15 protein-coding genes are annotated in these 19647 nt (G+C 47.5%); 6 read left to right on the top strand and 9 right to left on the bottom strand.

Annotated features, from left to right (window positions below):
* The first annotated feature begins 72 nt into the window (after positions 1–72).
* Positions 73–750, top strand: a complete 678-nt coding sequence (gene trmD, locus AAE250_RS04700) for a tRNA (guanosine(37)-N1)-methyltransferase TrmD (RefSeq protein WP_294597285.1) — start codon at positions 73–75, stop codon at positions 748–750.
* Positions 751–842: 92 nt separating this feature from the next.
* On the opposite strand, the gene AAE250_RS04695 is transcribed toward trmD, so the two are convergent.
* The 5 genes from AAE250_RS04695 to AAE250_RS04675 form a co-directional block, all read right to left on the bottom strand.
* Positions 843–1754 (bottom strand): dihydroorotate dehydrogenase, encoded by a 912-nt coding sequence (locus AAE250_RS04695; protein WP_294597283.1) that lies wholly within the window; start codon positions 1752–1754, stop codon positions 843–845.
* Complete coding sequence (locus AAE250_RS04690) at positions 1742–2518, bottom strand: dihydroorotate dehydrogenase electron transfer subunit (protein ID WP_294597280.1); 777 nt, start codon at positions 2516–2518, stop codon at positions 1742–1744. The genes AAE250_RS04695 and AAE250_RS04690 overlap by 13 nt, the downstream gene beginning before the upstream one ends.
* Positions 2519–2592: 74 nt before the next feature.
* Complete coding sequence (locus AAE250_RS04685; RefSeq protein WP_294597277.1) at positions 2593–3054, bottom strand: helix-turn-helix domain-containing protein; 462 nt, start codon at positions 3052–3054, stop codon at positions 2593–2595.
* An 880-nt stretch (positions 3055–3934) separates the two neighbouring features.
* Positions 3935–4954, bottom strand: a complete 1020-nt coding sequence (gene holA, locus AAE250_RS04680) for a DNA polymerase III subunit delta (protein WP_294597275.1) — start codon at positions 4952–4954, stop codon at positions 3935–3937.
* Position 4955: 1 nt separating this feature from the next.
* Positions 4956–5732: an AMP nucleosidase gene (locus AAE250_RS04675; RefSeq protein WP_294597273.1), complete on the bottom strand. Its 777-nt coding sequence runs from the start codon at positions 5730–5732 to the stop codon at positions 4956–4958.
* A gap of 95 nt (positions 5733–5827) precedes the next feature.
* Between AAE250_RS04675 and AAE250_RS04670 the strand changes: the two genes are divergently transcribed.
* From AAE250_RS04670 to AAE250_RS04650, 5 genes are all read left to right on the top strand, one after another.
* A complete protein-coding gene (locus tag AAE250_RS04670) occupies positions 5828–6916 on the top strand; it encodes a sensor histidine kinase (RefSeq protein ID WP_294597268.1) in 1089 nt (362 codons plus the stop codon).
* Positions 6913–8862: a tetratricopeptide repeat-containing sensor histidine kinase gene (locus AAE250_RS04665; protein WP_294597266.1), complete on the top strand. Its 1950-nt coding sequence runs from the start codon at positions 6913–6915 to the stop codon at positions 8860–8862. Before AAE250_RS04670 ends, AAE250_RS04665 begins: the two co-directional genes overlap by 4 nt.
* 169 nt (positions 8863–9031) lie before the next feature.
* Positions 9032–10957, top strand: coding sequence for an ATP-binding protein (locus AAE250_RS04660; RefSeq protein WP_294597263.1), 1926 nt, complete (start codon positions 9032–9034; stop codon positions 10955–10957).
* A gap of 66 nt (positions 10958–11023) precedes the next feature.
* Positions 11024–12124: a sensor histidine kinase gene (locus AAE250_RS04655; RefSeq protein ID WP_294597260.1), complete on the top strand. Its 1101-nt coding sequence runs from the start codon at positions 11024–11026 to the stop codon at positions 12122–12124.
* Between the two features lie 39 nt (positions 12125–12163).
* On the top strand, positions 12164–12613 hold the full coding sequence (locus AAE250_RS04650; RefSeq protein ID WP_294597257.1) for a type I restriction enzyme HsdR N-terminal domain-containing protein: 450 nt from the start codon (positions 12164–12166) through the stop codon (positions 12611–12613).
* Here AAE250_RS04650 and bla read toward each other — a convergent pair.
* From bla to AAE250_RS04630, 4 genes are all read right to left on the bottom strand, one after another.
* The gene (bla, locus tag AAE250_RS04645; protein WP_294597254.1) at positions 12608–13492 is read right to left on the bottom strand and encodes a class A beta-lactamase, subclass A2; all 885 of its coding nucleotides are present in this window, start codon (positions 13490–13492) and stop codon (positions 12608–12610) included. The two genes, AAE250_RS04650 and bla, sit on opposite strands and share 6 nt — an antisense overlap.
* Before the next feature lie 160 nt (positions 13493–13652).
* Positions 13653–16766, bottom strand: a complete 3114-nt coding sequence (locus tag AAE250_RS04640; protein WP_294597251.1) for an efflux RND transporter permease subunit — start codon at positions 16764–16766, stop codon at positions 13653–13655.
* A 5-nt stretch (positions 16767–16771) separates the two neighbouring features.
* A complete protein-coding gene (locus AAE250_RS04635; protein WP_294597248.1) occupies positions 16772–17911 on the bottom strand; it encodes an efflux RND transporter periplasmic adaptor subunit in 1140 nt (379 codons plus the stop codon).
* A gap of 294 nt (positions 17912–18205) precedes the next feature.
* On the bottom strand, positions 18206–19633 hold the full coding sequence (locus tag AAE250_RS04630; RefSeq protein ID WP_294597245.1) for an efflux transporter outer membrane subunit: 1428 nt from the start codon (positions 19631–19633) through the stop codon (positions 18206–18208).
* Positions 19634–19647: the final 14 nt, after the last annotated feature.

Below are 19647 nucleotides of genomic sequence, written 5' to 3'. Positions count from 1 at the left end.
TTTCGGATTGTTTGAACGCAAAAATACGGGTTTCTACCCGAATATTTGTATTTTTGCAAAAAATTAAAGTTTATGCGTATCGACATCATCACTGTTTTGCCGGAGATGATTGAAGGCTTCTTCAATTGCTCCATTATGAAACGTGCTCAGAATAAAGGGCTTGCAGAAATTCATATTCATAATCTCCGCGATTATACGGAAGATAAATATCGTCGTGTAGATGATTATCCTTTTGGAGGCTTTGCCGGAATGGTCATGAAGATAGAGCCTATTGAGCGCTGCATCAATGCCCTGAAGGCTGAACGGGAGTATGATGAGGTGATTTTTACCACTCCGGATGGCGAGCAATTCGACCAGCCGATGGCGAACACCTTGTCGTTAGCCCAAAACCTGATTATCCTTTGTGGTCATTTCAAGGGAATAGACTACCGTATTCGCGAACATTTCATAACCAAAGAGGTGAGCATCGGCGATTATGTGCTGACTGGAGGTGAGCTGGCCGCTGCCGTAATGGCAGATGCCATCGTGCGTATTATTCCCGGGGTCATTTCCGATGAGCAGTCCGCTCTTTCCGATTCCTTCCAGGATAATTTATTGGCAGCTCCTGTATATACGCGTCCTGCAGAATACAAGGGTTGGAAAGTTCCGGATGTTTTACTCTCCGGCCATGAGGCAAAAATTAAGGAATGGGAGCTTCAGCAGTCATTGGAAAGAACCCGAAAACTGCGCCCAGATTTATTAGGAGAGTAATTTACTGATGTAAATAAAAAGAAAAAGGACATTCTTGTGGGAATGTCCTTTTTTATGAAATATAGTTGCGAATGGCAATCTTCTGTTTTTAGTTATACCTCAAGCGCACCGATTATTTCTTGTACAGACTTAAATCCGTGTCTCTCAAGATAGTCATTGATACCTTCTGCCACCTTCACCGTTATGGCCGGATCTATGAAGTTTGCCGTACCAATTTGGATGGCAGAGGCGCCTGCAAGCATGAATTCCACTGCGTCTTTCCAGTTCATGATACCTCCCAGACCTATGATGGGGATTTTTACCGCCTTGGCAACCTGCCATACCATGCGCAATGCGATGGGCTTTACGGCTGCACCGGACATACCTCCTGTGACGGTAGAAAGCACGGGACGCCTGCGCTCTGCATCTATGGCCATTCCCAGTAGCGTATTAATGAGCGACACGCTGTCTGCGCCACCATTTTCGGCTGCACGGGCTATTTCCGTGATGTCTGTAACGTTTGGTGAGAGCTTTACGATAAGTGTCTTTTTGTAAACTGAGCGCACGGCTTTTACCACTTCTTCGGCTCCTTTTGTTGTGACGCCAAATGCCATTCCACCTTGCTTCACATTAGGGCAAGAGATGTTCAACTCTATGGCAGGAATTTTGTCAAGTTCATTAATGATCGAAGCCGTTTCTACATAATCTTCAATGGCAGAACCCGAAACATTCACAATCATGTTCGTCTGTATGTCTTTGATGCGTGGATAGATGTGTTCAACAAAGTAATGTACACCCTTATTCTGCAGTCCTACAGCGTTTAACATGCCCGAAGGAGTCTCCGCCATGCGTGGATATGGGTTGCCTTCACGTTTGTGAAGGGTAGTGCCCTTTACAATTATACCACCTATTCGCGATATATCGATGAAATCGGCAAATTCTTCACCATACCCGAATGTCCCGGATGCCGTCATAACCGGGTTCTTCATTTGTAGTTCACCAATGTTTACACTTAAATCTGCCATAATAGTTTGTTTATATTAAAAACCGGACCTTCTTTACATACACACAAATGGCCTTCTGTGGTATTTTCCACACAGCATAGGCAAGCGCCTATACCACACGCCATCATATTCTCCAGAGATACCTCGCAGTTGATACCTTTACTTTTGGCATATTTTGCCACGGCTACCATCATCGGCTTCGGACCGCAGGTGTATATTTGCTCAAAGTTCACCTTATTTAATATAGAGTGCTGGGTTACGTAACCTTTCTCACCATGGCTGCCATCTTCTGTGGTAGTATAAACGTCTCCATAAGCGGCAAACTGTTCCAATTGAAGCAAATCCTTGTCACTCCTGGCACCCAGCAAGAAGGTGGGTTTGTTGCCGTTTTTAGCCAATTGTTCACCTAAATAAAGCATAGGTGCCGTACCTACACCTCCACCTACTAATAAAAGCTTGTCGGAGGGCTTTTGGGGCATTGTGAAGCAATTTCCCAAGGGAAGCACTACATTAATTGTATCACCGTTTTGGGCTTCTCCTAAACGCTTAGTTCCGTCACCTACAAGTTGAATAAGAAACCATACTTCATTTCTTTGTCTATCTACATAATTGATGGAAATGGGACGGCGTAAAAAAGTAGCTGGTGAGCCATCCACACGGATCTCTGCAAATTGTCCCGGAAGCATTTCCGGAAGCGGGGACGAAGAAGTCAATTTCAGCAACACATAGTTGGCATGCAATCGGACGTTTTCAGTCACTGTCAGATCTAAAATATATTTTTTCATATTATCTATAAAGAGGAATATTGTCTTTCGGGTACAAAGATACGGGAAATTGTGTAAACTGTTATTCTTACTCCTTAATTTTCGGGCTTGAATGTTTCATAGGTGTTATCATCAAAGAAAATTCTTATTTCGGTGATTTTTCTTGGAGGTCTTTCTTTGTAGATAATCTCTTGTTTTACAATCTCTTTAGGGGGGGGTTGTACTGTTTCTAATGCAATTTCCTTGCGATTTTCCATTTCGCTCGGCTCATCGGTCAGATTTTCCGGATTCTCAGCAAATAGAGGATAGTCGAATTCACTGCTTCCTGCAGAATTAGAATTGTTACTCATGCTGCCTTCTCCGGTAAGTAACCACTCAAGATTAATGTCGGTATACCGTTGGTGTAATCGAAGAATCACTTCTGTACTTGGATACTTGTTACGGGGACCTAAGATATGTGAAATTGTAGCTTGGGCTACACCGATACTTTCGGCGAATGCACCAGCTGTTAATTTCTCCCGGTCCATGATCATTTTAAATCTGTCTTTTATGCTCATGATATAGGTGTGATTACAATTGTATTTTGATTTTAATCGATTACAAAAGTAAAAAATAGAAATCACAAATGCAAATTAAATCTGTAAATACTCAAAGTTTACAAATGTATACTGTGTATTTCAATAGTAATGCGTACAAATGTAATCCGTAGTAATAGAGTAAATAAAAGCTCTTATTTAAGCTTTAATTATATTGTGTAATTCATTGGTATACAACTGTATATATATATCATATTTCATTGATGCAAGTGTATTACAATTGTTTTTATGTGTTTCTTTGCATTATTTTGCTTGATACTTCATTATAATAGTATATAATTTTGATATATAACATATTATAGCATAAATAAGATGAGGTTAACCCCCTACTCTATATATTTGTAATCTGTATCTTCACTAGTTTGAATTTGGCTGTTTACAATTGTGTTTTACGTTGTTGTGTTATTATTGTAATATTAAAAATGTATTTAAGTACAAATGTGAAATGTATGTTTTTACAGGAGTAAATACTGGCTGTTGTAAGAACAACTATTTTATCTGTTTGAATGGTGAAATGGATTTCGGTAAGTCATCTGTTTGGAGGAAAATAGGTGACACTAAAGAAAAATAGTGAGGGTTATTTTCTTGTTTGCTCTTTAACTAGTGAATCCTTGCTCTATTTCCGTACGAATGACCGATTAATTGAGAAAAAACGATTCTGAGAGGCTTATTTTTGATTTATATATCTGAAAGAAAGGATATTACGCCCAATTTTCTTGTCAGTGCAGATGTTCATTCTAGAAAAAAGGGAGAATAATCTCCCTTAATGTGACAAAATGGTACGAAATAGATCTATTTTACGATTTTCCTTTTTATAGGAAAAAGAGAGTTTATTGAAGAATCAATGCAGGATTTTAAAGACCAGTTCCCGAAGAATATCTCCGTCGCTTAAGGAAGAATTAGCCACTCCCTTAGACTTGGCATCGGCATATCGGATCTCTCCGATTATTTGCATTGTCTTTACGCCATTGTAGCGTCTCATGGCGCCCATATATTCACGAGACTGCCACGGGCTTCTTAAACCTAAGAATGTGGCAATGCCTTGCTCCGACTTATCCGGAGCATAATAAGCTAACATTAGATTGGAGAAGAACCCAAAAAGTAAAGATAAAGTCATTTGAATGGGATTTGTTTTGGGATTTTCTTCAAAATATTTTATTATCTTATTAGCTTTTAGTATGTCCTTTTCTACAATGGCGCTACGGAGTTCAAAGTTATTATAATCCTTGCTGATTCCTATGTTACGCTCTATCTGTTCGGGGGTGACGCGTGTCTGACCTTTTGGAAGAGTAATAATCAGCTTTTCCAGTTCTCCCGTAAGGCGGCTGAGGTCAGTGCCGACGAAATCAGCTAGCATGGAAGTAGCTTTGGGCTCAACATCTACGCCTTTGCGTTTCATATAAGAGGTGATGAATGCCGGGAGTTGGGCATCCTTTACCTTCTTGGATTCAAATAATACCCCTACTTTTTCTATTTCAGCAGCTAACTTTTTTCTTCTATCCAGCACGCCGTGTTTATGGCAGATGACGAGGATAGTAGAGTTCAATGGCTTTTGCAGGTAAAACGAAAGCTCATCCATATTGCGGATGGCTTGTGCTTCCTTGACGACAACAACTTGACGTTCGGACATCATCGGATATCGTTTAGCAGCATTGATAACGGTAGCGATATCAACGTCTGCGCCATAGACAACGGTCAGATTGAATTCTTTTTCAGTATCGGTGAGAACATTGTCTATGATGTAATCAGAGATAAGGTCGATATAATACGATTCCTCGCCCATAAGGTAGTAGACGGGACGGTATTGCTTGGCCCTTAGCTCTTTCAGAATATCATCGCATGTCGTTTCTTGTTTTGCCATATTACCAGTCGAACTTCAAGTGTTTCACTGTTTTCTTTTCATCAATGATCATGCGCAAGGATGCAATACCGATTTCAACATGTTCTGCCACATAATTCTGGGTGACTATATTATCGCTTTTATCGGTCTTTACTCCTTCCGGAATCATGGGTTGGTCGGAAACCAGCAAAAGAGCGCCGGTAGGGATATGATTGGCAAAACCACAACTGAACAGGGTTGCAGTTTCCATGTCGACAGCCATTGCACGGGTTTTCTTGAGATATTCTTTAAAATTCTCATCATGTTCCCAAATACGGCGGTTGGTGGTATAAACAGTGCCGGTCCAATAGTCACGGGCATAATCGCGGATAGCGGAAGAAACGGCACGTTGCAGCATAAATGCCGGAAGTGACGGAACTTCGGGGGGAAAATAGTCATTAGAGGTACCTTCACCACGGATGGCGGCAATAGGAAGAATGAGATCCCCTATCTTGTTTTTCTTGTCTATACCTCCGCATTTGCCCAAGAACAGGCAGGCCTTAGGCTGGATAGCACTCAGTAAGTCCATAATGATAGCGGCATTAGGACTTCCCATACCGAAGTTGATGATAGTCATTCCTTCTGCACTGGCAGAGATCATATTGGCATCTTTGCCAAGAATGGGAACATTGAACTTCTCCGCGAATATTTCCACGTACTTGTTGAAGTTGGTCAACAGAATGTACTCTCTAAAATCCTCCAGACTACGTTTTGTATAGCGGGGCAGCCAATTAGCTACGATTTCTTCTTTCGTTTTCATCAGATTTTATTAAATTTGCTCCGAAAAGACTTTTAGGAGCGATTATTTAACTCACAAAAGTACAAAAAAAAGTAGAAACTGGAAATTAAAATCGAATGAAACAACATTTATTACTATTGCTATTCTGTTTGTTAAGTAGTGTTTTGTGGGCGCAGGGAAAAGATAGTGATAGCGTTAGTTGGGCGGATGCTGCAAAGGAAATGCAAGCAGGGCATTATGACAGAGCCTGCAGTCTCTACGTTGACTTGAGTAATCTTACAATATCTACTTTCCAAGAAATAAATTCGCGTGAGGTAAAAGATTTGCGGAATGAATATTCTATAGATGAAGTGCTGTTGCAGAAGAATCTTCATCAAAGCCGTCTGCTGAAGCTGACATGGGTTGCCGGTATTGTCCTTGTAGGAATGTTTGTTATTTGCTTTTTCTATATAAGAAGGCAAAACAAGTTGCTGGCCTGTTCCCGTGAAGAGTTGAATAAGGCAAAATTGCTGGCTGAGGACTCTATCAGAAACAAAAGTCTATTTCTTTCCAATATGAGTCATGAGATAAAGACACCGCTGAATGCCCTCTCCGGTTTTGCAGAAGTGCTTACCATGCCGGGAATTGATGAAGGTACGCGGAATCAATGTAATGAAATCATCCAGTTGAATTCCGAACTGCTATTGAAACTGATAAACGATGTGATAGACATATCGTGCCTGGACATTGCCAATATGAAGTTCAACATAAAACCCTGCGAGGCAGTTTCGCTTTGCCGGAATGTGGTGAAGACACTGAGTTCCATCAAGCAGACAGATGCTGAAATTCTTTTCGAAACCGAATTGACTTCGTTGGAACTGGATACCGACATAGAGCGTCTGCAACAACTGCTGATTAATCTGTTGGTCAATGCAACCAAGTTTACCAAGGAAGGTACCATAACCTTGAAACTGGAAAAGACAGAAGATGGAAAGGCGCAATTTTCGGTGACTGATACCGGTTGCGGCATTCCGTTGGAAAAGCAGGCGCGCATTTTCGAACGTTTCGAGAAGTTGGACGAAAAAGCTCAAGGCACCGGATTAGGCTTGTCCATCTGCCAGCTTATTATCAAGCGTTTAGGAGGAGATATATGGATTGATTCCAACTATACGCAAGGATCCAGGTTTGTATTTGTTCACCCCTTGAAGCAGGAGATGCGGTTATGAAAAAGATAATATTTATCATCATCTGCCATCTTTTGGCGGTTACTACTATAAAGGCTGAACAACCTTCTTCTACTTCGGACAGCCAGTTGCGCGACAGTGTATTCCGAGTATCTGCCTCTATGACCCAAGATACCTTGCGCGTGAAGTTCATGCGAAAAATATTCCAGCAAAATATAGGCAAAGAGTGGGCGAAAGAAATTCTAGACTCCGCTCTTGTCTGGTCTGCTCGTAGTGAATATACCCGAGGAGAGTTGGGAGTCTATTTCGACTATTATCGTCATTACAAGCATCTGGTGGATACGGCACAGATGAGTAAATCATTTAAGCAGTTGGAATTCTTTAGTAAGAAATACAAGGATTATGATCTTTATTTTATTACTTGGGGAGACATGCTTCAATTTAATATTGTTCGCGGAGATACAGAATATGCTATTCTGGAAGCGAAACGCATGGAAGAAACTGCCCATAAACTGAACAATACCAAAGGTATTTTATACTCTCGTCTGGCTGTAGCCAGAGCTCTCAGAGGAGCTAAGCAAGAAGAAGAGGCTATTGCCAAATTCAGGGAAATATTGGAAATGCCCGATTTCCCGGATATTGACCGACCGATGATTTATAGTGAGATTGCGGGCATATACATGTGGCACAATGATAGCGAAAAGGCAATCGCCGAACTGGAAAAAGGACGCGAGGTGGCATTGCGTAATGGGACTCGGAAATTGCAGCAGGAAGAATCTCATAGGGGCATAATGCTGAACCTGGAATTGTCTTTCTGTGAAATCTACTTGTCTGTTCCCGATGCTGAGAACTTGCAGAAGCACCTGAAAGAGGTGCAGAAGTATTATACTCCGGACTGTTTGTTTTCTTTTTACATAAGATACCATACGGTTTGGGCCGGCTATTACAGTTTGGTGCATGAGTGGGATGCTTGCTTTCGCGAGTATGATTTAGCTTTGGATCATTTCAAGGGAACACAGCCCTTGCATGAAATGTCTATACGGCTTATGAAGGCACAAGCTTTTCAGGATGCCGGACGGCATAAGGAAGCTGCCGAAACATATAGCCGTGCCGCGCTTGAAATGGACTCTTTGAACCGGGATATCCTGCAACGTCATGGAGAAGTGCATCGTGCCAATTATGCCATCCGCCAGGCTTTGCTGGATAAGACAATGGCGGAAAGACATTACAATCAGATATGGGTAGCGTTGGTCGTTATACTGGTAGTTGCATTGGCGATATGGCTGGTGCGTGGATTGTATGTACAGCGAACACTGCGTCGTTCGGAACGCGAGACACGCGAAGCGCTGGAGACAGTAGAAGCCGCCAATAAGATGAAAGAAGTTTTTCTGCGAAATATTACTTATGAAATCAGAGTGCCGCTGAATGCTGTTGTAGGATTCTCCGAGTTGCTTTCCGAAGATAGCGGTCTTTCAGCCGGGCAGATGCAGGAGTATGCAGTATTGGTAAAGAAAAATGCCGATCATTTGTCTCAGCTGATATTCGATGTACTCGACCTCTCCCGTTTGGAGTCGGGTATGATGAAGTTTAATGTCCAGGAGTATGATGTCGTACAATTCTGCCGTGATGCCAAGATGATGGTAGAGATGCAGGAGAACAATACCGTGCACATAGAGTTTCATACAGAACTGGAGAATCTGCCGATACAAGCAGACAGCACCCGCTTCATGAAGTTGCTGGTCTCCGTCCTCTCCGCTCCGATTGATTATGAAGATCAAGCCTCTATAAGCTTCTCGCTTGCGAGCGAAGCCGACAAACTGGTAATAACCGTGCAGGGCAGTCCGTTGCTGGAAGTGGTAGACGACAAAGAACAGCACCGTATACAACATGATATCAACCGCCTTTATCTGAAGACGTTTGGAGGCAATTATATCCTGAATAAAGAGGAACGGAAAATTATTATTATTTACCCTATTGGAGCTCATTAAGCATATTGTTATGTGAGTTTGTTTGGCTTTATATTCAATTAGTTGTAATTTCTTCTTGATTCTCATGATTTTTGATTAAATTTGTTCCCTAAGGATTTTAGGAGTGATCATTCAGTCCCAAAAGCTTCAAAAGTAGAAGAAGGAAGTAGAAACAGGAAATAGAAATAGAATGAAACGACATTTATTGCTACTATTATTACTCTTTTTTTCAAGTAATGTCTTGCGCGCTCAAGACGAGCAGTTGCGTGACAGCATTTTTGACAGATACCATTCCATGACAGATACAGTCAGTCGTATCGAGTTCATGCGCAATATGTTGCAGAAGAATATCGGAAAGAAATGGGCGGTGGAATTGCTCGATTCTGCCTTGACATTAACTGCCGGTAACCGCTACAAAGAAGAAGAAGTCGGTATTCGCTATGACTACTACCGCCACTATAAATATCAGGCAGATACATTGCAGATGAACAAGGCTTTCGGAACATTGAGAGCCGTCAGCCGGAAGTACAAGATGTACGACCTTTATTTTGCGGCATGGGGGGATATCCTTCAGTTCAGCACGGTGCGTGGAGATACGGAATATGTACTGCTGGAAGCCCGACGTATGGAAGAAGAAGCGCAAAAGTTAAACAACCGGACCGGTATCTATTACTCCATGTTGACCACAGCCAGGGCTCTGCGCGCTTCCAAGCACGAAGATGAAGCCATCGAAAAATATAGGGAGACTCTGGAACTGCCCCATCTGGACAAGGTAGACAAAGCAACGGTCTATAACGAGATTTACACCATCTACCACCTGAAAGGAGAATACATCATGGCCATCTCCGAACTGAACATGCAACGCAGCATGATGGAGCAAGCCCTGGCAGAAGCACCGGAAAAAGCAGATAGCTACAGAGATAAGTTGCTGGACATGGAATTGTCCTACAGTGCGGTTTATCTGGATACTTCCGACCTCGATAACCTGCTGAAGCACTTGAAACAGGCTGAGAAATACTATTCGCCGAACAGTTTGTTTTCCTATCGCATCAAGTATCACATTATGTGGGGTGGTTACTATTGCCTGACTGAAAAGTGGGACAAAAGTTTCCGTGAGTATGATGCCGCTCTGGCATCGTTTGACAACACGCAGCCATTGTTCAAGATGACAGTACGCATGATTAAAGGGCATGCCTTGAAATATGCCGGAAGATATAAGGAAGCTGCCGAGAACTATCTTCGCGGTGTGCAAGAGATGGATTCTCTGAATCGCGACGTGCTGCGCTTGCATAAGGAAGCCCACCAGGCAAACTATATCATACGTCAGGCGCTGCTGGATCGGGCAACGGCCGAGAAACGGTATTATCTGTTGTGCGTGGCATTGATTGCAGTAGTGATTATTGCCTTCTCGATATTGCTGTGGCGCGCCCTCTACGTGCGCCGTATTTTGCGTAGCTCGGAGCAGGAGACGCGTGAGGCTTTGGAGACGGCAGAAGCAGCCGACAAGATGAAAGAAGTCTTTTTGCGCAACATCACTTCTCAGATACGGGTGCCGCTCAATTTAGTGGTAGGCTTTTCAGAGGTGCTTTCTACAGAGCAGGATCTTTCACCGGAACAGATGGAGGAATATGCGGGACTGGTGAAGAAGAATGCCAATCAGCTTTCTCAATTGATCTTCGATGTGCTCGACCTCTCCCGTTTGGAGTCGGGGATGATGAAGTTCACGGTGACGGAATGTGATGCAGTGCAGTTGTGTCGTGATGCCAAGATGATGGTAGAGATGCAGGATGGCAATGCGATCCACCTGGAGTTCTACACAGATTTGGATGTGTTGCCAATTAAGGTAGACAGCGGGCGCTTCATGAAACTGCTTTCGTCAGTGCTTTCCGTTTCGGGCAGGCATCGGGAAATGGCATGGGTGGACTATACACTGAGCCGTGAAGCAGAGATGCTGAAGATTGTGGTACACGGAAGTCCGCTATTCAGGCTGACGGAGGAGGAAGAACAATCGCCCGGGATACAGCACGACATTAACCGGTTGTTCCTGGAGACGTTCAAAGGGAGCTATATTTTGGAAAAAGAAGGCCACACGATTGTTATTACCTATCCTATTTGAATGTAGCTTTATAATATTTGATTAATTTTGTCCTTCGAAGAACAAGGACCATAAAAGTAAAACAGGATGAAACATTGCATATTACTGTTATTATTGTGTTTGTCAAGCAGTATTTCTCGGGCACAAGAGTATGTTCAGAAGCAGGATAGTGATAGCTTGCGTTGGGCAGTTGCCGCCCGGGAGTTTCAAGAGGGACACTATGAGAAGGCATGTAGCCTGTATCTGGATTTGAGCAACTATGCGATAGCCACATACCAGGACATCAATTCGCGCAAGGTAGAAGACTTGCGCAACAAATTTTCAATAGATGAGGTACAGTTGCAGAGAAACCTTCAGCAGAACCGCTTGTTGCGTCTGATATGGATTGCCGGTATCATTCTTTTGGTGGTATTTGTGGGATGTTTCTTCTACATCAGGCGGCAGAACAGATGGCTGGCGCACTCTCGTGAAGAGTTGAACCGTGCAAAGGCTCTGGCCGAAGAGTCTATCCGCAATAAAAGTCTGTTTCTGTCCAATATGAGCCATGAGATAAAGACGCCACTGAATGCCCTCTCCGGCTTTGCAGAAGTGCTGACCATGCCCGAGATTGATGAAGCAACGCGTGAGCAATGTAATGATATTATCCAGTTGAATTCGGAGTTGTTATTAAAGCTGATAAACGATGTGATAGATATCTCCTGTCTGGACGTTGCCAATATGAAATTCAATATCAAGCCCTGCGATGCCGTAGCTCTTTGCCGGAACGTGGTAAAGACCTTGAGTGCCATCAAGCAGACTGATGCTGAAATGATATTCGAGACAGACTTGGACGTCTTGGAACTGGATACGGATGTAGAGCGTTTGCAGCAGTTGCTGATCAACCTTCAGGTCAACGCCACCAAATTTACGAAACAAGGCAGCATTACGCTGAAACTGGAAAAGACTGACAACGGTATGGCGAGATTCTCGGTGACAGATACCGGCTGCGGCATCCCCCTGGAAAAGCAGGCCCGCATCTTCGAACGTTTCGAGAAGTTGAATGAGAAGGCACAGGGAACCGGTCTAGGCTTGTCCATCTGCCAACTGATCATCAAACGCCTGAACGGGGATATATGGATAGATTCCGAATACACCCAAGGCTGCCGTTTCGTCTTCGTCCACCCCTTAAAGCAGGAGGTGCGTTCATGAGGAGAAGAAGTACAGCGAACATTTAAATTATATAAGCCTATGTTATCATTGAATTTGCCTGCATTTGATGTCAAAGTAGCCGAGAGAGACGGACGGACCGTTATCTTCGATGCCATCCGTCGCCGTTACGTGGCCTTGACACCCGAAGAATGGGTGCGCCAGCATTTCGTTCACTTCCTGCTGGAGCATAAAGGCTATCCGCAAGCATTGATGGCAAACGAGGTGCAGGTACTGCTCAACGGAACAAAGAAACGCTGTGACACCGTGCTGTACCGACGGGACTTGACGGCACGCATGATTGTGGAGTACAAGGCGCCCGACGTAGAAATCACGCAGAAAGTTTTCGACCAGATAACCCGCTACAATATGGTACTGAAGGTCGATTACCTGATAGTGAGCAACGGACTGCAGCACTATTGCTGCCGCATCAATTACGAGAAGAATAGCTATACTTTCCTGCAAGATATCCCTATGTACGGGGATTTATAACGAAATCGCTTCGTATACCATTTTAGAAATTGTGGCGATGATGGCTGCGTTGTCTTTGTCGGTCTCGTACGAGTCTGTCACAAAGACGGCGATGTAGTATCTGCGACCATCAGGCAACGTGATGAAGCCGGCATCGTTGTCGGCAACCTTCATGCCGGTGGCGTCGCGGTCGGAAGAGCCGGTCTTGTGTCCGATTGTCACATTTGTAGGCAGCGAGGCTTTCAGTTTATCGGCACCGGTTTGGGTTTCTATCATCGTTTGCAGGAGGAAATTCTTGTATTGGGGAGCAAAGAGGGACTTTTCTACGGCTATTTGCAGCAGGCGGGTTACTTCGGAGGGCTGGCTCCAGTTGCGCCGGGGATTATTGGTGGCGTGCATTTCGGCTTCGGTATCTATGAGCTGGCAGTTGAGGATGCCCAGACGTTGGATGTAACGTTGGATGTGCTTCATACCACCGGCATAGTCGATGAGGATATCGCAGGCATTGTTATCGCTTTGGGCAATGCTGTATTTTAGAAGTTCTCCGAGTGAGATCGTAAAGTCTTGGTCGGGAAACTTCTGCCGCAGAGGACTGTATGTATTTGGAAGCATCTGCGAAGCTTTTATGAAAAGAGTGTCTTCCAGGGAGATGCCCGCTTTGTCCATCTTATCGAGTACCGCCAGGGCGATGTGGAATTTGAAGACGCTGAGCAGAGGAAAGTGGAGTTCGTTGTTGTACTGAATCGTTTCACCACGGTCGGTCAAGACAGCGACGCCGATGGTGGCTTTCTTGCCTTTGGCGTATTCGGCAATTTGTTTTTCCAAAGTTTCGGTCTGCGCATGCAGGCCGATGGACAGGAAAGCGGAAAGCAGAAAAACAAGGGAGATTCTGAGTTTCATATTCAAAAGAATTGTTGGAGAATTTGTTTTGTGGACAAAGATAGTAATATCTATTAAAAAACGCATCATCTGTTGGCCCCAAACGCATGATGCGTTGAAGGCTTACAGATGATGCGTTTGGGGTGAACAGATGATGTGTTTCGGGCAAACGGATGATGCGTTACCGTCGCTTGCTAAATCTCTCCTGTAACTTCTGCATCAGTTCATAGAAATTCGGAATATACACCGTGGCGAGCAGCGTGTTCATCGCCATGCCGAAGACTACCGCAGCCCCCAGTGCCACGCGGCTCCCCGCTCCTGCTCCCGTAGCGAAAAGCAGCGGCATCACACCGAAGACGAAGGCAAGTGATGTCATCAGGATAGGTCGCAGACGGATATGTCCCGCCTGGAAGGCTGCTTCGCGGATCGAGTTGCCCTGCGCACGGAAGTCGCGGGCAAACTCCACAATCAAAATGCCGTTCTTGGCAGAGAGTGCGACGAGGAGGATGATACCGATTTGCGTATAAATGCTCACCGGTGTGCCCATGACGTAACAGCCCAGCATGGCACCGAGCAGCGCCACAGGCAGTCCCATCACTGCCGCTACGGGGCTGGTCCAACTCTCGTATTGCGCAGCCAGCACCAGGAATGCCACCAGTAGCGCCATCAGGAACACAGTGCTGGTGGTCGATGATGCCTGCGTTTCCTGGTAGGCTACCGATGTCCACTCGTAACCGAACTCGTCGCCCAACTGTTCCTTAATCAGGCTTTCCACTTCCTTGATGGCATCGCCCGAACTGCTGCCCGGAGCCACATTGCAGGTCACGGCAGCCGTGGAATACATGTTGTAGCGGTTTATCTGGTCCATACCCAGCTGTTCTTCCACCCGTGTGAAAGACGAGAAAGGCACCATCGCACCGGAAACATTTGGCACGCTCAACTTCAGCACATCGTCGATGACGCGTTGTGCGCGGTCGCCCGCACCAAGTTTCACCTGATAGATGTGGCCGAATTGCACGTAGTCGTTTACGTATGCTTCACCCATGTAATACCCCAGTGCGGTAAAAACACTGCTCAGCGGAATGCCCATCATCTGTACCTTGTCGCGGTCGATGTTCAGCAAATATTGTGGCACGTCGGCCTGATATTGGCTGCTGACGCTGGCCAGAGCGGGATAACTGTGATAATTCTCCATCAATGCCTCTACGGCACGCTGCATTTCACCGGAACCGAGGTTGTTGCGATCTTCAAGTTGGAGCTGCAAGCCTCCGGTAGCTCCCAGCCCCGGGATGGCTGGCGGAACCATGGCGAAGATTTCGGCTTCCTGAATGCCGTAAACCTCCATATTGAAGCGGTTTACCACAGCTGCTGCGGTATGCTCTTTCCCTTTCCGCTCCTTCCAGTTTTTCAGTACCACGAAGTAAGTGGCAGCATTGCTCTGCTCCCCGCCTCCCATCACGGAGAAGCCGAACACGCCGATGTAGTCTTTTACTTCCGGATAGGTATTGAGGATGGCATTGATCTGCTGCCCCACGGCTTGCGTACGTTCCAGACTTGACGCCGGAGGAAGCTGTATCACGGCAAGGAAATACCCGTCATCTTCTTCGGGTACGAAGGTAGATGGCCACTTGACGAACAACAAGATGGCAATCAGTGTGAGTACTGCATACGAAATTACTGCCAAGGCCGGACGTGGCAGCAGATACCCTACTACTTTGTCATAGGCGCCTTGTGCCTTGTCGTATAGCCGGTTGAAGCCTTTGTAAAGCGGGAATTTGGAGGGAGCGGTAGGTTGCAACATCAACGCACAGAGCGCCGGCGTCAGAGTCAGCGAGTTGAAACCGCTCAGCACCGTGCTGGCGGCAATAGTGAGGGCAAACTGCTTGTAAAGCTGTCCCGAAATGCCGCTGATGAGCATCGTGGGCACAAACACGGCGAGCAGTACCAGCACCACGCCTACGATAGGGCCGGTAATCTCCCCCATCGCCTCCGTCACCGCCTGCCGCGCGCTGTATCGGCCTGTGTCCAGCAGGCGCGTGGAGTTCTCTACCACCACTATGGCGTCATCTACCACAATGGCAACAGCGAGTATCAGTCCGAAGAGCGTCAGCGTATTGATGGAGAATCCGAAGAGTGACATCACCGCCAGCGTACCGATGAGCGACACCGGGATGGTGATGCAGGGAATGATGACCGCCCGCCAGTTTTGCAAGAAAAGGAAGATGACGAGTACCACGAGCAGCGTCGTCTCAAGGAAGGTCACCATCACTTCGTCGATGGAGGCGTGGATAACGTCCGTGGTATCGAGCGTCACGTTGTACTGGATACCTGCCGGAAAGTTTTGTGCAAGCTCTTTCATCCGGGCCCGAACGCCTTTCGATACATCCAGCGAGTTACTGCCCGGTTGCTGGTAGATGGCAATGGCGGCGGTGGGGCGGCCGTCGAGTTGCGACACTACACTGTAAGATGCCGAGCCTTGGTCGATATGGGCCACGTCGCGCAGGCGGAGCACCCGTCCTCCTGCCTCGGTGCGCAGAATGATGTTACCGAATTCTTCGGGCGAAGTCAGCCGGCCTTTCACGGTCAGGCTGTATTGGTAGGCATTTTTGTTGTCGGTACCGATGGGCTGGCCCACGTTTCCGGCACTGACTTCAACGTTTTGCGTCTGTATGGCTTGGTAAACGTCCTGCGGCGAAAGGTTGCGGATGCGCAGCAAGGCGGGGTCGAGCCAGATACGCATGGAGTAGTCCCCCGCTCCCATCACATTGACGGCACCTACGCCGGGCACGCGCGTCAGCTGGTCTGTGAGGTTCAGTTTGGCGTAGTTGCTGAGGTAGAGTCCGTCGTACTCGGGGGTGTCGGACTTCATGGTGAGGAACATCACAATGTTGCTCGATTGCTTTTGCACTGTGACGCCCTGCACCACTACCGGCGCCGGAAGCGACGATTGTGCCACACTGACGCGGTTCTGCACCTGCACGGTGGCCATGTCGATGTCCGTGCCCACGGCAAAGGTGATGGTCAGCGAGTAGGCGCCCGAGGATGAAGAGTTGGAAGACATGTAGAGCATGCCGTCCACTCCGTTGACTTGCTGCTCGATGGGGATGCCCACCGTTTGTGCCACCGTCTGCGCATTGGCTCCGGGGTACACGGCGCTGACCGTCACGGTGGGCGGCGTGATGTCGGGATATTGTGCGATAGGCAGTATGCCCAGTGTGACCAGTCCTGCCACGACAATGAGCAGCGCCAGCACAGTGGCAAATATCGGACGGTCTATAAAGAACTTTGAGAACATAATCGTTAAGGGTTATAGGGTGATAAAGTGATAGGGTGATGGGATGATAGGGTGTCGGGTAGAATGTGCATTCCGTCCCTTACCTTCATCAGTGCTTTGGTGACGTAGCGTTCCTGCGGGGCGAGTCCCTGCTTCACTTGGCGGAGGCTGTCGCCTATCAGCTGCCCGGTTTCGATGTGGCGGTAGCGCACGATGTTGGAGTCGTTGACTACGTAGACGAACTTGCCCAGTTGGTCGGTGCCGATGGAGGCATCGGGTATCAGCACGGCATTCTTCTGTTCTCCGTAAGGCAAGGTGATGCTGACGTAGAGTCCGCTTTTCAGCAGTCCTTTCGGGTTGTCCAGTCGGGCGCGGATGTTCAGGGTTCCGGTGTTGAGGTCCACATTGGGCGAAAGGTAATCCAGCGCGGCAGGATAATTCAGAAGCCCGTCCTCACCCAGGCTGACGGTGACGTGGCGGGGAATGCTGTCTCCCTGCTGCATCAGCATGGAGAGCCATTGGTTGTCGGCTACGTTGAAGTAAGAATACAGATGATCGTCCTTGTAGATGGTGGCCAGTACCACGGGTTGCACGCTACCGCTGACGTAACTTCCGGCATCTGCCAGGTTGCGGCTCACCGTTCCGTCGAAGGGGGCGCGAACGGTGCAGTAGCTAAGGTTGGTGCGTGCCGTATTCAGGGCAGCTTCCGCATTGCTTACCGCAGCTTGCGAGGTGGCTACGTTCGATTGCGCTTGCAATACTTGTATCCGGCTGACGGCATCGCTCTTTACAGCTTCTTGCATGCGTGCGTAGTTGCTTTGGGCATACTCCAGGTTGGCTCGGGCGGTGTTGAGCTCGGCTTCTGCCTGGCTTACATTGTCTTGGTAGACCGTCGGCTCGATGACAAAGAGTACTTGCCCCTGCCTCACGCGGCTGCCGGGTGCGTAGGCCACGGTTTGCAGTGTTCCGCTGACTCTGCCCACGAGGTCTACGGTCTTTTCGGATGTCAGGTAGCCGGGATATTCTTTGGTCAGCGTAATGTCTTGCACGGTGGGACGGGCTACGCTTATCTCGGGAGTCGGCATCGTGCGTGCCGCTTCTTTCTTGTCCCCGCATCCGGCCAATAGCGGCAGGAGAAGCAGGGAGGTGTACATTAGATTCTTCATATCAGCTTCTTTAGTTTATTTATACTCTTAGTTATTTAGGGGGAATCTGTAGCTCATGGCGCTTCTATAAATGAAAATCCAGGCAACCGAACGTTACATTTGCCCCGATTTTTCCCGGGGGAGGCAACCGAACGTTACATTTGCCCCAATTTTTCCCAGGGGATACAACCGAACGTTACATTTGCCCCGATTTTTCCCGGGGGATGCAACCGAACGTTACTTTTGCCTCAATTTTTCCCGGGGGAGGCAACCGAACGGCGCCGCATCTTAAAAAGCAATCCTTGCCGATTCGCATTATCTGCCCGACCACCCCCCTCCCAGCGCTTGGTAGAGCGATATCAGCTGTATCAGCGAGTTGCCTTGTGCCTGCACCAATTGGTTTTCGTATGTCAGCAACGAGCGCAGGGCATCGAGCACATTCTGGAAAGGCGTCAACCCTTGTTTGTACAGGTCGAGAGACAGGTTCAGCGTCTCCTCCCCTTGGTGGCAAACTTCACGCATGGCTACAATCTGCTGTATGGAGTTGCGGTAGGCGTTCATGGCATTGTCCGTCTCCTGCACGGCAGTCAGCACCGTCTGATTGAACTGATGAATGGATTCATCCAGTTGTGCACGCGCCAGCCGGGTGGCATTCAGTAGCTTACCACCGCTGAAGAGCGTCCAGCTCAGGCTCGGAGCTATCTCAAAAGTCATGCTGCTGCGCTTGGTCAGGTCTTTCAGGTCGTGCGAGGAGTAACCTACGGAACCTTTCAGAAATACTTGCGGCAGCCAGTCGCTTTTCGATGCACCGAGCAGGGCTGCTTGCGCGTTGACTTGGCGTTCGGCTTGGCGGATATCGGGGCGGCGAAGCAACAAGTCGGCAGGAATACCCATGCCGACGGGTTCCATGTAGTCGGGCAGCTTGCCGGATGTCTCTAATATAGGGCGGATATGTTGGGGATAAGTACCGAGTAAGATTGCAAGGGTCGTGATGTATTGGTTGATGCCCGCTTCCAGTTGGGGGATGGAAGCTTTGGTGCTGTAGTATACCGATTTGGCTTGGGAGACGTCCAGTTTCGATACCAGTCCCGTCCGGTAACGCACTTCGGTGATGTTGAGTACTGCTGCTTGGGTATTGCAGTTGTGCGTCACAACGCTCAACTCTTGTTGCAGTTCGCGCAGGTTGACGTAGGCGGATGCCACTTGGGCGCAAAGGGATATCATGACGGAAGTATATTCCTCCCTGCTCGCAGCGAAGTTTTCGCGTTGCGCCTTCACCCGTTGGCGTATGCTTCCGAATACATCGATCTCCCAACTGGCATTGAGCGAGGCGCTGTATGCTCCGGTGATGGATTGCGGCAGCTGGCTGACGTTGCCGCTGGTTTGCTGGCGCGCCCATCCGCCGTCCAGGGAGACGGAGGGGAAAAAGTTACTGCGCTCTATCCGCAGATTGGCTTTTGCCATTGCCATGCGGTCCAGGGCAGAGAGTACGGAATAGTTCTGAGTGGATGCCGCGGTGATGAGAGAGTCCAGCATCGGGTCGCCGAATGCTTTCCACCATTGGTCGTCTACGGGCTGTATCTGCTCGCTGAAGAGAGTGTCATCTCCGGGAATGGCATGAGAGACATCAGTCCCCCAGCCTTGTGGAAGCGGCTTTTCCAGATAGCGGTCGCTTTTCTGTGCCATTGCCGCAGAGCACAGACATAGAGTGAGCAGCGCAGTGCTCCAGGATTTTATCTTCATATAAAATAAAAAGG

This window comes from Bacteroides sp. GD17 (genome assembly GCF_038448625.1).
Lineage (GTDB): Bacteria > Bacteroidota > Bacteroidia > Bacteroidales > Bacteroidaceae > Bacteroides.
The sequence above is the reverse complement of the archived record's forward strand: the minus strand, read 5'-3'. Positions and strand labels throughout refer to the sequence as shown.

Excerpts from the sequence above, each read along its gene's own strand:
- AAE250_RS04640 (WP_294597251.1), bottom strand. The coding sequence starts at position 16,766 with ATGTTCTCAAAGTTCTTTATAGACCGTCCGATATTTGCCACTGTGCTG.
- AAE250_RS04670 (WP_294597268.1), top strand. The coding sequence starts at position 5,828 with ATGAAACAACATTTATTACTATTGCTATTCTGTTTGTTAAGTAGTGTT.
- AAE250_RS04655 (WP_294597260.1), top strand. The coding sequence starts at position 11,024 with ATGAAACATTGCATATTACTGTTATTATTGTGTTTGTCAAGCAGTATT.
- AAE250_RS04660 (WP_294597263.1), top strand. The coding sequence starts at position 9,032 with ATGAAACGACATTTATTGCTACTATTATTACTCTTTTTTTCAAGTAAT.
- AAE250_RS04650 (WP_294597257.1), top strand. The coding sequence starts at position 12,164 with ATGTTATCATTGAATTTGCCTGCATTTGATGTCAAAGTAGCCGAGAGA.
- AAE250_RS04630 (WP_294597245.1), bottom strand. The coding sequence starts at position 19,633 with ATGAAGATAAAATCCTGGAGCACTGCGCTGCTCACTCTATGTCTGTGC.
- trmD (WP_294597285.1), top strand. The coding sequence starts at position 73 with ATGCGTATCGACATCATCACTGTTTTGCCGGAGATGATTGAAGGCTTC.
- AAE250_RS04685 (WP_294597277.1), bottom strand. The coding sequence starts at position 3,054 with ATGAGCATAAAAGACAGATTTAAAATGATCATGGACCGGGAGAAATTA.
- AAE250_RS04675 (WP_294597273.1), bottom strand. The coding sequence starts at position 5,732 with ATGAAAACGAAAGAAGAAATCGTAGCTAATTGGCTGCCCCGCTATACA.
- holA (WP_294597275.1), bottom strand. The coding sequence starts at position 4,954 with ATGGCAAAACAAGAAACGACATGCGATGATATTCTGAAAGAGCTAAGG.
- AAE250_RS04665 (WP_294597266.1), top strand. The coding sequence starts at position 6,913 with ATGAAAAAGATAATATTTATCATCATCTGCCATCTTTTGGCGGTTACT.
- AAE250_RS04690 (WP_294597280.1), bottom strand. The coding sequence starts at position 2,518 with ATGAAAAAATATATTTTAGATCTGACAGTGACTGAAAACGTCCGATTG.
- AAE250_RS04635 (WP_294597248.1), bottom strand. The coding sequence starts at position 17,911 with ATGAAGAATCTAATGTACACCTCCCTGCTTCTCCTGCCGCTATTGGCC.
- AAE250_RS04695 (WP_294597283.1), bottom strand. The coding sequence starts at position 1,754 with ATGGCAGATTTAAGTGTAAACATTGGTGAACTACAAATGAAGAACCCG.
- bla (WP_294597254.1), bottom strand. The coding sequence starts at position 13,492 with ATGAAACTCAGAATCTCCCTTGTTTTTCTGCTTTCCGCTTTCCTGTCC.